General features: G+C 69.9%; 16 protein-coding genes. 5 read left to right on the top strand and 11 right to left on the bottom strand.

Features of this window, described 5'->3' with window-relative positions; translation table 11 throughout:
* Positions 1-18: 18 nt before the first annotated feature.
* The 4 genes from ACZ50Z_RS24955 to glmS all read right to left on the bottom strand — a co-directional run bounded on the left by ACZ50Z_RS24955 (position 19) and on the right by glmS (position 5,149).
* Entirely contained in the window at positions 19-1,440 is a 1,422-nt protein-coding gene (locus ACZ50Z_RS24955) for an NAD(P)H-hydrate dehydratase (protein ID WP_464485926.1), read from the bottom strand.
* A gap of 66 nt (positions 1,441-1,506) precedes the next feature.
* Positions 1,507-2,226, bottom strand: a complete 720-nt coding sequence (locus ACZ50Z_RS24950) for a rhomboid-like protein (protein ID WP_464485925.1) — start codon at positions 2,224-2,226, stop codon at positions 1,507-1,509.
* Between the two features lie 53 nt (positions 2,227-2,279).
* Complete coding sequence (locus ACZ50Z_RS24945; protein ID WP_464485924.1) at positions 2,280-3,173, bottom strand: DUF4436 domain-containing protein; 894 nt, start codon at positions 3,171-3,173, stop codon at positions 2,280-2,282.
* A 110-nt stretch (positions 3,174-3,283) separates the two neighbouring features.
* On the bottom strand, positions 3,284-5,149 hold the full coding sequence (glmS, locus tag ACZ50Z_RS24940; RefSeq protein WP_464485923.1) for a glutamine--fructose-6-phosphate transaminase (isomerizing): 1,866 nt from the start codon (positions 5,147-5,149) through the stop codon (positions 3,284-3,286).
* Positions 5,150-5,231: 82 nt separating this feature from the next.
* Here glmS and ACZ50Z_RS24935 point away from each other — a divergent pair, with 82 nt between their 5' ends.
* The 5 genes from ACZ50Z_RS24935 to ACZ50Z_RS24915 all read left to right on the top strand — a co-directional run bounded on the left by ACZ50Z_RS24935 (position 5,232) and on the right by ACZ50Z_RS24915 (position 8,443).
* The gene (locus ACZ50Z_RS24935; protein WP_464485922.1) at positions 5,232-5,657 is read left to right on the top strand and encodes a DUF2510 domain-containing protein; all 426 of its coding nucleotides are present in this window, start codon (positions 5,232-5,234) and stop codon (positions 5,655-5,657) included.
* 266 nt (positions 5,658-5,923) lie between these two features.
* Complete coding sequence (locus tag ACZ50Z_RS24930) at positions 5,924-6,121, top strand: Rv1535 family protein (protein WP_464485921.1); 198 nt, start codon at positions 5,924-5,926, stop codon at positions 6,119-6,121.
* 43 nt (positions 6,122-6,164) lie between these two features.
* A complete protein-coding gene (locus ACZ50Z_RS24925; RefSeq protein WP_464485920.1) occupies positions 6,165-7,004 on the top strand; it encodes a dienelactone hydrolase family protein in 840 nt (279 codons plus the stop codon).
* Between the two features lie 9 nt (positions 7,005-7,013).
* Positions 7,014-7,364 carry an ester cyclase gene (locus ACZ50Z_RS24920; RefSeq protein ID WP_464485919.1) on the top strand — a complete coding sequence of 117 codons (351 nt, stop codon included), beginning with the start codon at positions 7,014-7,016 and terminating at the stop codon, positions 7,362-7,364.
* A 38-nt stretch (positions 7,365-7,402) separates the two neighbouring features.
* Positions 7,403-8,443: an LLM class F420-dependent oxidoreductase gene (locus ACZ50Z_RS24915; protein ID WP_464485918.1), complete on the top strand. Its 1,041-nt coding sequence runs from the start codon at positions 7,403-7,405 to the stop codon at positions 8,441-8,443.
* Between the two features lie 4 nt (positions 8,444-8,447).
* Here the strand turns inward: ACZ50Z_RS24915 and ACZ50Z_RS24910 are convergent, their stop codons facing one another.
* The 7 genes from ACZ50Z_RS24910 to ACZ50Z_RS24880 form a co-directional block, all read right to left on the bottom strand.
* Entirely contained in the window at positions 8,448-9,830 is a 1,383-nt protein-coding gene (locus ACZ50Z_RS24910) for a hypothetical protein (RefSeq protein ID WP_464485917.1), read from the bottom strand.
* A 3-nt stretch (positions 9,831-9,833) separates the two neighbouring features.
* A complete protein-coding gene (locus ACZ50Z_RS24905) occupies positions 9,834-10,163 on the bottom strand; it encodes a hypothetical protein (RefSeq protein ID WP_464485916.1) in 330 nt (109 codons plus the stop codon).
* Between the two features lie 48 nt (positions 10,164-10,211).
* The gene (gene glmM, locus ACZ50Z_RS24900) at positions 10,212-11,546 is read right to left on the bottom strand and encodes a phosphoglucosamine mutase (protein WP_464485915.1); all 1,335 of its coding nucleotides are present in this window, start codon (positions 11,544-11,546) and stop codon (positions 10,212-10,214) included.
* A gap of 149 nt (positions 11,547-11,695) precedes the next feature.
* The gene (gene rpsI, locus ACZ50Z_RS24895) at positions 11,696-12,142 is read right to left on the bottom strand and encodes a 30S ribosomal protein S9 (protein ID WP_464486398.1); all 447 of its coding nucleotides are present in this window, start codon (positions 12,140-12,142) and stop codon (positions 11,696-11,698) included.
* Positions 12,143-12,222: 80 nt separating this feature from the next.
* Positions 12,223-12,666 carry a 50S ribosomal protein L13 gene (rplM, locus tag ACZ50Z_RS24890; RefSeq protein WP_464485914.1) on the bottom strand — a complete coding sequence of 148 codons (444 nt, stop codon included), beginning with the start codon at positions 12,664-12,666 and terminating at the stop codon, positions 12,223-12,225.
* Positions 12,667-12,929: 263 nt separating this feature from the next.
* A complete protein-coding gene (locus tag ACZ50Z_RS24885) occupies positions 12,930-13,232 on the bottom strand; it encodes a WXG100 family type VII secretion target (protein ID WP_464486397.1) in 303 nt (100 codons plus the stop codon).
* Positions 13,233-13,240: 8 nt separating this feature from the next.
* Entirely contained in the window at positions 13,241-13,558 is a 318-nt protein-coding gene (locus tag ACZ50Z_RS24880; RefSeq protein WP_464485913.1) for a WXG100 family type VII secretion target, read from the bottom strand.
* Positions 13,559-13,569: the final 11 nt, after the last annotated feature.

Below are 13,569 nucleotides of genomic sequence, written 5' to 3'. Positions count from 1 at the left end.
GGGATCCTCTCGATAGGTCTACAGGGCGGCCAGGGCGGCTCGGACGTGGGGCACGATGCGCGAGGCCGAGGTGGGCGCGTCGCCCGGGCCCGGGTCTGCGGCGGAGAGCGCCGCCGCGCGGGCGTGGACGAAGGCGGCCGCCCCGGCCGCCTCGCCCGGCGGCAGGCCCGCCGCCAGTAGCGCGCCGATCATGCCGGACAGTACGTCGCCGGAGCCGGCGGTGGCCGCCCAAGACTGCCCGGCCGGACTGAGGTAGACCGGACCGCCAGGATCGGCGACGACCGTGACGTTCCCCTTGAGCAGCACCGTGGCGCCGAACGCGTCGGCCAGCTTGCGGCACGCACCCACCCGGTCATCACCGGGGGGGTTACCCGCCAGGCGCGCGAATTCACCCGCGTGTGGGGTCAGCACCGTCGGCGCGGTGCGACCGGCCACCAAGTCGGGATGGGCCGCCAGGATGGTCAGCCCGTCGGCGTCCACGATCACCGGCAGGTCGGTGTCCAGCGCGAACCACAGCGCCGCGGCCCCGGCGTCGTCGGTGCCCAATCCCGGCCCCACGACCCAGGACTGCACCCGCCCGGCCGCCGCCGGGGTGGGCGAGGCGATCACCTCGGGCCAGTGCGCGAGCACCTCGCGGTGCGCGCTGCCGGCGTAGCGGACCATCCCCGAGGTCGCCGCCACCGCGGCGCCGGTGCACAGCACGGCGGCGCCCGGATACGTCGACGAGCCGGCCATCACCCCGGTGACGCCCTGGGTGTACTTGTCGTCGTGGGGTCCCGGCACCGGCCAGCGTGCCGCCACGTCGGCGGCCTCGAAGCCCAGTACGTCCGTGTCCGGCAAGTCCAGGCCGATGTCGATCAAGCTCACCCGCCCGCAGTCGCCGAGCGCGTGCACGGGTTTGAGTCCGCCGAAGGTGACTGTCAGCACGGCGCGCACCGCGGGGCCGCTCACGGCACCGGTCGCCGCATCGATGCCACTGGGGATGTCGACGGCGACTACCGGGATCCTCGCGTCGTCGACCGCGGCGAACACCTCGGCCGCCGCGGGCCGCAGCGCCCCCGAGCCGGAGATGCCGACCACCCCGTCGATAACGAGATCGGTTGCGGGCGAGAATCTTTCGACGATCCTGCCGCCCGCACTGCGAAACGCCGCCAGCCCCTTGCGGTGGGTGCGGTCGGGATTGAGCAGGATCGCGTCGGCGGCCGCGCCGCGACGGCGCACGAAGGTGGCCGCCCACAGCGCGTCACCACCGTTGTCCCCCGAGCCGACGACCGCGCACACCCGCCGTCCGGCGACCCCGCCGGTACGGGCCGTCAACTCGCCGAGGATCTCGGTGGCCAACCCGTAGGCCGCGCGCCGCATCAGGGCGCCGTCGGGCAGGCTGGCCAGCAGCGGCGCCTCGGCCTCGCGAATCGCATCTACGGAGTAGTAATGCCGCATCAGAGCCAGATTACGTGTCGCCGCCACGGGGGCTTGGCGCCCACCATCTTTCGCTGCGCGGCGGCATCAGCCCGGGCCCGCCGGGGGCACGCTGCGGCGCGCCATCGCCTTGAGGCGGGCCGGGCTCAGCGGCCGGCTGCCTTTGGAGCGGATGCGCGTCAGCGGGTAGAAGCACAGGCCGATGAGGATCGAGGCGAAGTGCCCGATCGCGGTGAAGTCCAGGTCGACGCGGTCCATGGTGAGCAACGGGAATCCGAAGATGACGAACAGCACTCCGAGGTAGCCCCAGCGCCAGGGCCGGGCAATGTGGTAGGCCAGCACGGCCATCACGCCGACAAGGAAATAGCTGACCCCGATGTCGCGCGCGTGCACGAGGCGTTGGGACGCGTCGCGTTCCTCGATCGCGAAGTACAGGATGCCCTCGCTGATGTAGGTGGCGAGGATGTGCGAGCTCAATCCGACTGTGAGCCAGCGCAGCTGGCCGAGCCAATGTTCGGCCGGCGCGAGAAACAGGGTGAACAGCAGCAGGTAGGGCTCGAAGTTCTTGCCGTCGATCCACAGCAGGCTGGAAAACAGGACGTCGAGGGGGTTTCTGCCCAACTCATGAATGTTGGTGGAGCGGTGCAGCAATACGGAGTGCAACTGACGGCCGGTGAGATGGTTCTGGATGATCGTCGTGACCATCAGCACCAACAGCCAGCCGTAGGTGAGCGGAGCAGTGCTGACGAAATGCCACACCGCCAGCGTCATGCTGCGCACCCGTGCCCGAACCGATGCATCCGCCACGACATCAACCTTCGCACGCGGGGCGCCGCGCCCCTACGAACACGCCGCCGCCCTCAGCTACTCGACGGTGCGGGCTCCGGAATCGGCGGCGCGGGAGCGGGCACCGGCGGATTCAAATGTCGCCACCAGCATCCGATGTAGAGCACCATCGAGACCGCCAACGCGAGCAGGACCCAGATCACGACGGTGATGTCGACCCAGCTGCCGAAGGGAGGCGAACCGGGTAGCGCGTTTCTCAGCGGCACCACCGCGAACAGCATCGCTGCGTACCACGTCGTCATCGGCGGCTGGAACGGCCGCCGGTCCCGCGCAGTCTGGACCGCAACGAACAGAGCCAGACTGGCGATCGTGATGAGCACGCCGAGGATGACGATGGCGAACGCGGCGGTGCTCAGCGACCGCCGCAGATACAGCCGGTACGGTCCGTCCGCCTGGGGCCTGGTCGCGGTGAGCTGCCACCCCGACAGGTGGTCGACGAAGGTGACGGGCACGTGCGCGGGGGCGCGGTCGGTCTCGGAGCCGTAGAAGATCTCGACTTCCAGCGGCCCGGAGCGATACCGGTCGAACGGCCAGCGTTCGATCTGCCCGCCGATGGTCAGCGGGACCGCCATCAGGCCGGGCAGCATGCCCTTGGTCCAGGTATGCCGGGACGGCATCGCCGACGATCTGACGCGGAGGCTGAGATCCTCCTTGAGATGGCGGGTTTTCGGATCCAGCAACTTCGATCCCGGATTCAACGCGAGGTTGACCGCGAGCACGCTGTTGTTGGACTGGATCTCTTCGACGTTGATCGTCGCCGAGGGCTCATCGCCGCTGACGACCGGGGTGACGTCCTCCAGACGCCGGACGGCATCGCCTTGGGCGTACATCATGACCGACGCGACGTATGCCGCGAGGACGAGCACGACGACACCTACGACCCCGTATCGGATGCCGCCCGATCGCATACTTCCTCCCGCACGGACGCCTTGACCAGCTGGCCGAAATGCTTTCCCAGGGCAATGTAATGGATCGGTTGCGGGTCCGTCGCCGATACGGGCGAAGCGGTCCGACTTCGCTACTCGACGGTGACGGACTTGGCCAGGTTTCGCGGCTTGTCCACGTCGTAGCCGCGCGCCTGGGCCACCGAAGCGGCGAACACCTGAAGCGGGATCGTCGACAGCAGGGGCTGGAGAAGTGTTGACACCGAGGGGATTTCGATCAGGTGGTCGGCGTAGGGACGCACGGTGTCGTCGCCTTCTTCGGCGATCACGATGGTGATCGCCCCGCGGGCCTGGATTTCGCGGATGTTGGACAACAGCTTGGCGTGCAGCACCGCCGAGCCCTTGGGGGACGGCATGACGACGATGACCGGCAGGTCGTCCTCGATCAGCGCGATGGGGCCGTGCTTGAGCTCGCCGGCGGCGAATCCCTCGGCGTGCATGTACGCCAATTCCTTGAGTTTGAGCGCGCCTTCCAGTGCCACCGGGTAGCCGACGTGACGGCCCAGGAACAACACCGTCGGCGACTGGGCGAATTGATAGGCCAGCGCGGCGACCGGCTTGATCGTCGACAGCACCCGCGCGACGAGGTCCGGCATGGCCTCCAGCTCGTGGTATTCGCGTGCGACCTCGTCGGGGTACTTGGTGCCGCGGGCCTGCGCCAGCGCCAGGCCGACCAGGTAGTTGGCGGTGATCTGCGCCAGGAACGTCTTCGTCGACGCCACCCCGATCTCCGGGCCGGCGCGGGTGTAGAGCACGGCGTCGCACTCGCGCGGAATCTGCGAGCCGTTGGTGTTGCAGATCGCCAGCACCTTGGCCTTCTGCTCCTTGGCGTGCCGTACCGCTTCGAGGGTGTCGGCGGTTTCGCCGGACTGCGAGATGGCGACCACCAGGGTGCTGCGGTCCAAAACCGGGTCGCGGTAACGGAATTCGCTGGACAGCTCAACCTCGACCGGCAGCCGCGTCCAGTGCTCGATCGCGTATTTGGCCAGCAGCCCGGAGTGATACGCGGTGCCGCAGGCCACCACGAACACCTTGTCGATCTCGCGCAGTTCCTGATCGGAGAGGCGCTGCTCGTCGAGCACGATCCGGCCGTCCACGAAATGGCCCAGCAGGGTGTCGGCGACGGCGGCGGGCTGCTCGGCGATCTCCTTGAGCATGAAGTACTCGTAGCCGCCCTTTTCGGCGGCGGCCAGATCCCAATCGATATGGAACTCGCGGTATTCGACATCGTCGTTGCCGTCGAAGTCGGTGATCCGGTATCCGTTCGCGGTAAGCACCACGGCCTGGTCCTGGCCGAGTTCGACGGCGTTGCGGGTGTGCGGGATGAACGCCGCCACGTCGGAGCCGACGAACATCTCGCCGTCGCCGATCCCGAGCACCAGCGGGGTGGAGCGGCGGGCGGCGACGATGGTGCCGGGGTCGTCGGCGTTGGCGAAGACCAGCGTGAAGTGGCCGTCGAGGCGGCGCAGCACCGCGAGCACCGACGCGGCGAAGTCGCCGGCGGTCTCGCCGTGGCGGTAGGCCTGCGCCACCAGGTGCACCGCGACCTCGGTGTCGGTGTCGCTGGCGAACTCCACGCCCTGGGCTTCCAGCTCGTGGCGCAGGTTCGCGTAGTTCTCGATGATGCCGTTGTGGACCACCGCGATCTTGCCGGCGGCGTCGCGGTGCGGGTGCGCGTTGCGGTCGGTGGGGCGCCCGTGGGTGGCCCATCGGGTGTGGCCCAGACCGGTGGTGCCGGTCAGGGACGACGGCGGCATCTGGGCGACCGCCTCCTCCAGGTTGGCCAGCCGCCCGGCGCGGCGGCTCACGGTCAAGGTGCCGTCACCGTTCGCCAGCGCGATGCCCGACGAGTCGTACCCGCGGTACTCCATCCGGCGCAGGGCGGCCATGACGACGTCACAGGCGGGCTGCTGCCCGACATAGCCGACAATTCCGCACATTCTGAACAGGGTAGTGCAGGCGGCACACCGAACCCGCAATCCGGCGCTATGGTTAGGCCGCCCACCTGCAGAAAGGCGCGTCGTGACCGGCCCTTACCGCCAGTTCTCCCTCCCGCTCGTCGAGCACACCGGCGCGATTGCGTTCTTCCAGCAGCGCAGCTACACCGTCACCGGCACCCTCGAACAATGCGAGCAGGCGTATCACCGCGCGCAGACCCACAACCTGCTGGCCGGCTGGTGGAGCGTGCTGTCGCTGGTGGTGATGAACTGGGCCGCACTCCTTTCCAATTGGGGCGCCGTTCGGCAGGTCCGCAAGCTGGCCGAACAGCCCGCCACCGGCTATGTCGCCGCGGCGTCCGCCCCGGCCGGGCCGCCGCCGGGGTGGTATCGCGACCCGTCAGGACCCGGGCACCGCTACTGGGACGGCCTCAGGTGGACGTCCTGGACCAACCCGCCCAGTCCCTCGTCATTCACGTCACCGCCGACCGGCGGGAATTCTTTCACCTGATGTCTGCGCGACGTTTTCATTCGCGTCATCGCACCCGGGTGCTACGCCCCTAATATTCGAATTGTCAGCAAAGATCGTCACCGACCGAAGGACGAGCTGCGTGAGGCTGCCCGAACGCTCTGGCTACCTCGATTTCCCGGTTTCACCGAAGCATGAATTCAGTCGTCAATGGCTGTTCACCGGGAATTGCGCAGCGGGTCGCACTGAAATGCATCGAAATGCGTAACTTGCTTCGACCGACCACCGTGCACCATGAGGAGGCGACCATGACCGCAGTTCGGTACGACGACGTGGTGCCCGCCCCGTCGGCTCCAGCGCCCACGCGCGCCGCCCGGCCACGCCGGCAGCCGCCGGCGGGTTCCGGAAACGCCTTGATGGACATGACCACCCACGTGCTGACCGCCACGCTGCACCAGCTCTACGCGGCGCTGTGGCGAGCGGGCGTCATCGAGGTCACGGCCTAGTCATCTGTCCCGGCGCGTGACGGCGATGCGCTAACGTCGACGCGTGGCCCGCATCCGCAAGCTCGTCGCCGCTCTGAGCCGCCGTGGTCCGCACCGGGTTTTGCGGGGTGACCTGGCCTTTGCCGGGCTGCCGGGAGTGGTGTACACCCCGGAGGAGGGCCTGAATCTGCCCGGCGTGGCGTTCGGCCACGAATGGCTCGCCGGCGCAGGCCGGTATGCGAACTTGCTCGAGCATCTGGCGTCGTGGGGCATCGTGGCCGGCGCTCCCGACACCCAGCGCGGTGTGGCCCCCTCGGTGCTGAATTTCGCCTTCGATCTCGGCACCGCCTTGGACATCGTGTCGGGCGTGCGGCTGGGACCCGGCAACATCAGCGTGCATCCCGCCAAGCTGGGTGTGGTCGGTCACGGATTCGGCGGCTCGGCCGCGGTGTTCGCCGCCGCCGGAATGCCGGCCAAGCCCGCGGCGGTGGCGGCGATTTTCCCCAGCGTCACCAGCCCGCCGGCCCAGGAACCCGCCGCGACGCTCAAGGTCCCGGGCGTGATCTTCACCGCGCCGGGCGACCGGACGACGCTGAATTCGAACGCGCTGGCGCTCGCCGAGGCGTGGGAGCCGGCGGCGCTGCGCATCGTCAGCAAGGCCGAGCCCGGCGGGCTGGTCGAGGGCCGGCGGCTGGCCACGGTGCTCGGCCTGCCCGGCCCGCACCGGCGCACCCAGCGCTCGGTTCGCGCATTGCTGACCGGGTACCTGCTCTACACCCTCGGCGGCGACAAGAAGTATCGCGAGTTCGCCGACCCCGACGTGCACCTGCCCGGGACCGACGCCATCGATCCCGAGGCCGAGGCGATTCCCCTGGAAGACAAGATCGTCGCCCTGCTCAAGTGAGGGGAGTTCATGTCCGCCGCGCACGCGCTGTACACGCGCTGGATCACCGAACTCTGGAACGGACGGCCCGTCGCCGCTGAGCTCGTCACCGACGACTTCGTCGGTCACTGGCCCGGCCGGGAGGTACACGGGCCCGACGCGCTCGCGCAGATCATCGAGCAGACACGAAACATGTTCTCGGACTTGAGTTTCAGCATCGAGGTCGGCCCGCTGTCCGACGGTGACCTGGTGGCCGGACGTTGGGTGGGCACCGGCCGCGGCCCGGCCGGCCCGGTCTCGTTCACCGGCAACGACATCCTTCGCCTGTCCGCCGACGGCCGGCGGTTCGCCGAGTACTGGACGGGCACTTCGGCGGGCTGAGGGTCCGGACCCCCGCGGTCGCGTGGTAAGTGTCATGGATGCGAATCGGGATCGCTCTCAACTATTCGGGTGGTTTTCACGAAGCCGTGGACCGCGTCGTCGAACTCGAGAAGTCCGGCATCGAGGTCGCGGTGGTGGCCGAGGCGTATTCGTTCGACGCCATCAGCCAGCTGGGATACCTGGCCGCCAAGACCAACACCGTCGAACTGGCGTCCGGGGTGCTTCCCCTCTACATCCGCACGCCCTCGCTGCTGGCGATGACGGCCGCGGGCCTGGATTTCGTGTCCGACGGGCGATTCCGCTTGGGCATCGGCACTTCCGGGCCGCAGGTGATCGAGGGCTTTCACGGGGTCCCGTTCGACGCGCCGCTGGGGCGCACCCGCGAGATCGTGGAGATCTGCCGCAAGGTGTGGCGCCGCGAGCGCGTGCAATACGCCGGCAAGCACTACCAGCTGCCGCTGCCCGCGGACCGGGGCACAGGCTTGGGCAAACCGCTGCAGCTCATCAATCACCCTGTGCGCGAACGCATTCCGATCAGCATCGCCGCGTTGGGACCCAAGAACGTCGAGCTCACCGCCGAGATCGCCGAGGGCTGGCAGCCCGTCTTCTACCTCCCGGACAAGGCCGCGTCGATCTGGGGTGAGCCGCTGGCCGCCGGCGCCGCCAAGCGTGATCCGGCGCTGGGTCCGCTCGACGTCATGGTGCACGCGTCGCTGGCGATCGGGGACAACCTCGACGAGCGGCTGGCCTGGGTCAAGCCGCAGCTCGGCCTCTACATCGGCGGGATGGGCGCCAAAGGCCGCAATTTCTACCACAATCTGGCGACGCGCTACGGGTACGGCGAGGTCGCCGACCGGATCCAGGAGCTGTACCTGTCCGGCCGCAAGCAGGAAGCGATCGACGCCGTGCCCGACGAGCTGGTGCGGGGCATGTCGCTGATCGGCCCGCCCGGATACGTCGCCGAACGCATGGCCGCCTTCGCCGAGGCCGGGGTGACCACGCTGTTGTTGAGCCCGTTGGCCGCCGACCGCGACGAATCCATTCGCTTCGTGCAGGAAGCCCTGCGGCTGCAGCCCTGAGCGGTCACTGTCCCGCCTGCGGGAGCTGGTCGGCGGCAATCTCGCACGGCGTCTTCGCCGGGTCGGCCGCGGGTGCCGGTTCGGCGACGGGGGCGGCCGGCGGCGCGTCGGGTGGTGATGGCGTATCGGCCGGCGGCGGTGCGTCGGCCGGCGGTCGTGTGTCGTCGGGCGGGATTGCGTCGTCGGGCTCGGGCTGAGATTCACCCGCCGGCTCCGGCTGGCCGGCGTCGGCGGGCTCGTCTGGATCGTCGCGGGCCTTGTCGGCGACCGTGTCCTCGGGATCGTCTGCGTCAAAAGGCTTTTCGTCGAAAACATCGTCGCCGTCGTTCAACGCGGCCGCGCCGTCCGTCCCGTCGCCTGCCGACCCGAGCACGTCGCCCATCGCATCGACGATCCGGCCGGCCAGCCCGAGCAGCCCGCCGCCACCCCCGCCGAGCCCACTGCCGAGTCCGCCCCCGCCGAGCCCGCCCAGGTCGCCCAGACCTCCGGCGGGCAGCCCCGACGCGTCGCCGAAGCCGGTTCCCCAGTCCGCGGCGGGCGCCGGCGCCGGGGGAGCCGGCGCGGGGGCGACCGGCGCCGGTGGAGCGGGCGTGGCGGCGACCGGCGCCGGCGCCGCGGCCGCCACCGTCGCCGCTGGGTCTTCCAGCCGCACCGCGGGTGCGGCCACCGGCGGGGCGAGCTGCACCGGGACAACGCTCACCCCGAGATCACCGGGAAACTCGAACCGCGCTGCCGGGGCGGCGGCCGCCCTGTCGATCACCATGGCGTAGGACGTCTGGACCCCGTCCGACGTGGACCGCATCGCGTCCAGCCAGTCGTGGCGAATGTCGTTGTCTACGTATGGAATCACCTGCCCGCGCACCACTTCCTCGGCGCCTTGTGTGTTCCCCGCCGTGATCGCGGCGGCGGCGGCCAGCCAGGCCGGCCGCTGCGCCTGGGTGCGGTCGTCCACGGCGATCGCGGTCGCCGCTTTCGAATCGATGAGATGCCACAGGTTGTCGCGCAGTGACTCGCATCGCTGGGCGGCCGCGCGTAGTTCGGCGGCGAGCGCGTCCGCGGAGTCGCAATGCCGCTGCAACAGCTGCACCGCGGCGTCCCCGCCCGGTCCGGTCCACGCCGCGGCTAGCTCGGCCACCTGGGCGCGCTGGATGCGCAGCGCTTCGGCGGCCACCACGCCGGCCGCGCGCAGCTCCGCACAGTCACGGTCGAGCGCGCGCAGGTCGAGTCCGTCCTCGCTCGCATACCATTCGCGGATCTGCGCGGGATGCGCTGTCAGGTCGCGATGTTGGTAGCCGAGCGCGTGGCCGGCCTGCACGTAGGTCTGCGTGTGCTCGACGGCGACCCGGCCCTCGGTGAGGCGCGCGTCCACGTCCAACCGGGCGGCCACGGGTTAGGCGATCCGCGCCGCGGCATACAGTTCGGCGTCGGCGTAGCGCTCGGCGCTGGACCGCAGGGCGGCGGCGATCTCGGTGGACGCGCGCGACCACTGCGACACCTGCTGCGTCAGACGCTCCAACTCGGCGCGCAGCGCGGCGCCACGTGCGGCGTGCGCCCGCCCCGCGCAGGCTCCGCCGAAGGCCAGCCTGGCCAGGTGATCGCTGACCGCGCGGTCGAGAAATTCTGCGGCCATGGCGAATTGGTTAGCGACGCGGTGCGTGGCCGGCGCGTCGATCTGGGTGCGGGCGGCGGCACTGGGCCGTGTTCCACCAACGACTTTCATGCCTAATCCGACGCCGGGAGGCGGGTCGGGGTTCCGGGTGCGGACGGATCAGTGCGCGGCGCTGACCGCTTCGGCGACCCGGGTGGCGAGCCGCTGAGCGATGCCCTCTTCGGGGGCCTCCACCATCACGCGGATCATCGGTTCGGTTCCCGAGGGGCGCAACAGGATTCGGCCGGTGTCGCCCAGTTCGGCCTCGGCCTGCCCGACGGCGGTCTGCACCGACGGTGCGGTGGCGGCCGTCGCCTTGTCGGCGACGGTGACGTTGATCAGCACCTGCGGCAGCGTCCGCATCGCCGAGGCCAGGTCGGCCAGCGACGAGCCGGTCTGCGCCATGCGGTTCATCAGCCGCAGCCCGGTGACGATGCCGTCCCCGGTCGAGCCCAGCGCGGGCATCACGATGTGCCCGGATTGCTCGCCGCCCAGGCTGTAGTCGCCGGCCCGCAATTCTTCGACGACGTAGCGGTCGCCAACGCCGGTGGTGCGCACCGTGATTCCGGCCGTGCGCATCGCTAAGTGCAGCCCCAGGTTGCTCATCACGGTGGTCACCAGCGTCCTGGAGGCCAGTTCGTCGGCCTCGTGCATGGCCAGCGCGAGCACCACCATGATGTGGTCGCCGTCGACGAGATTGCCGTCGGCGTCGACGGCCAGGCAGCGGTCGGCGTCCCCGTCGTGCGCCAGGCCGAGGTCGGCGCGGTGCGCGACGACCGCCGAGCGCAGCGAATCCAGGTGCGTGGAGCCGCAGTTGTCGTTGATGTTGAGCCCGTTGGGTTCGGCGTTGATCGCGATCACCCGCGCGCCGGCCGCGCGGTAGGCGCGCGGGGCCACCGCCGAGGCGGCGCCGTGGGCGCAGTCCACCACCACGGTCAGCCCGTCGAGGCGCAGCGTGCTGGCCTTGCTCAGGTGGCGCAGGTAGCGGTCGGCGGCGTCCTCGGCGTCGAGGACCCGGCCGATCCCTGCGCCTTCCGGGCGCGGCCCGGGGTCCCCGACCAAGGCTTCGATCCGGTCCTCGGTGCCGTCGTCGAGCTTGCGGCCGCCGGGGCCGAAGATCTTGATGCCGTTGTCGGGCATCGGGTTGTGCGAGGCGGAGATCATCACCCCGAAGTCGGCGTCGTAGGCGCCGGTCAGGTAGGCCACCGCGGGGGTGGGCAGCACGCCCACGCGCAGCGCGTCGACGCCGTGGCTGGTCAGCCCGGCGATCACCGCGGCCTCGAGCATCTCCCCGCTGGCCCGCGGATCGCGGCCGATCACCGCGACCCGCCGGCCCGGTGCCGACGCGCTCGCCAGGTGCCGCGCGGCCGCGGAACCCAGCGCCAGCGCCAGTTCGGCGGTCAACTCGCGATTGGCGACCCCACGGACACCGTCGGTGCCGAATAGTCGACCCATGCGAACAAACCTCTCACAGTTGTCGGGCTAGCACCTAACGTGCCCGTTCCTTTGTGGCCGAAACCGGGCGCGGGTGGGCGCAGACACGCCGCAACCGGCCACAACTTGTGCACCGCGATGCCAAGTTGTGGCCGGAATGCGACGGCTGATCAGCGCTTGCTGTACTGAGGCGCCTTACGGGCCTTCTTCAGGCCGTACTTCTTGCGCTCGGTGGCGCGCGGGTCACGGGTGAGGAAGCCGGCCTTCTTCAGCGCGGGGCGGTCGTCCGGCGAGGCCAGGATCAGCGCCCGCGCGATGCCCAGGCGCAGCGCGCCGGCCTGCCCCGAGGGGCCGCCGCCGTGCAGGTGGGCGTAGATGTCGAAGCTCTCCACCCGGTCCACGGTGACCAGCGGGGCCTTGATGAGCTGCTGGTGCACCTTGTTGGGGAAGTAGCCCTCCAGGCTGCGGCCGTTCAGGTTGAACTTGCCGGTGCCGGGCACCAGGCGCACCCGTACCACGGCCTCCTTGCGGCGACCGACGGTCTGGATGGGCCGCTCGAACAGGTAGGACTCGGCGGGCGCGGCGACCTCGGCGGCCTCGACCGGGGCTTCGGTCACCTCGGCGGCGGCCTCGACGGCCTCGACGGCCTCCGGGGTTTCGGGGTTCTCTGGGGTCTGGAGGCCCTCGGTCGTTTCGGTCACTGGGCCACCTGCTTGATCTCGTACGGAACCGGCTGCTGCGCGGCGTGGGGATGCGTCGGGCCGGCGTAGACGTGCAGCTTGCGCGCGATCTGCCGGGCCAGCTTGTTCTTGGGCAGCATGCCGACGATCGCGTCCTCGACGACACGGTCGGGGTGCTTGTCCATCAGTTCGCGGATGGTGCGGCTGCTCAGACCGCCGGGATACCCCGAGTGGCGGTACGCCAGCTTCTTGTCCAGCTTCTGGCCGCTGAAGGCGACCTTGTCGGCGTTGATGACGATGACGAAGTCGCCGCCGTCGACATTGGGGGTGAACGTCGGCTTGTGCTTGCCGCGCAGCAGGTTGGCTGCCGCGACGGCAAGGCGGCCAAGCACCACGTCCGTGGCGTCGATGACGTGCCACGACCGCGTGGTGTCACCCGCCTTTGGCGTGTACGTAGGCACAGCGCTTACCACTCTTTCTCTGCGAGCCCCGGTTCCGAGGCTGTGGATCCCGGTGTGAACCGAGGGCCGGTCAGGCGTCCGCGGTAAGGGCTTGTCTCGGCGACCGACATTGACCCGAGGCCCTGGCGTACCGCACGCCAACGGAGCAGCTTACCGACCGCCATCCCCGCAGGTCAAAATGACTGTGTGGTCCCGACGGCTCTCCCCCGTCAGGACCACACAGTCTCACGCGCGGCCGGGACCGCGCGGTGTCTTTTCGGCCGCTACCGCGTCCACACGCCGGCCGCGCGGCGGTCGGCGTCGGCCACCTCGTCCGCACCGTCGCGCACCGCGTTTCCGAGCTCGACGAGCAGCTCGTTGAGTGCGGTCGCCGCTTGATGCCATTTCAGCTGCTCAGCCTGGTAGGCGGCGGCCGCTTCGCTGGTCCAGAGCTGCCGCAGTGGGGCGATGTGTGCCCTCAGCTCGTCGAGCGCGGCATTGAAACGGGCCGATGTCGAGTGAATTTCCTGGCGCACCGAGTATTCGATTTCACCGAAGTCGTAGGACAACACCGAATCCACAGAAATCCACTCTCCTAAAGGTTTGCGCCGGCGCCGGCGATGCGATCGGCGTGGCTCTGGCCGGCCCCCTGGAGGGTGGCCGCGTTCTGCCGAATGGTGTCGGCGATGGCGTGCAGGGCGTGGTAGAGCCGCACCGACTCCGCGTTCCAGCGATCGATCACGTCCTTGAAGCGCGTGGCCGCCAACCCGCCCCACGCCGACGGCGGCACGGCGCTCATCCGGCCGATGAACGCCTGCAGCATCGCCCGGATTTCGTCGTTGCGGGCGTCGGTGGTGCCCGCCACCGACCGCATCAGGTCGAAGTCCGCGCTCAATGGGTTTGGTGCAGCCATACCCATTTCGA

The organism is Mycobacterium sp. NTMscope_MAC_269 (assembly GCF_976985695.1).
Note: the sequence above shows the minus strand (reverse complement) of the source record. Positions and strands in the feature narration are given on the sequence as shown.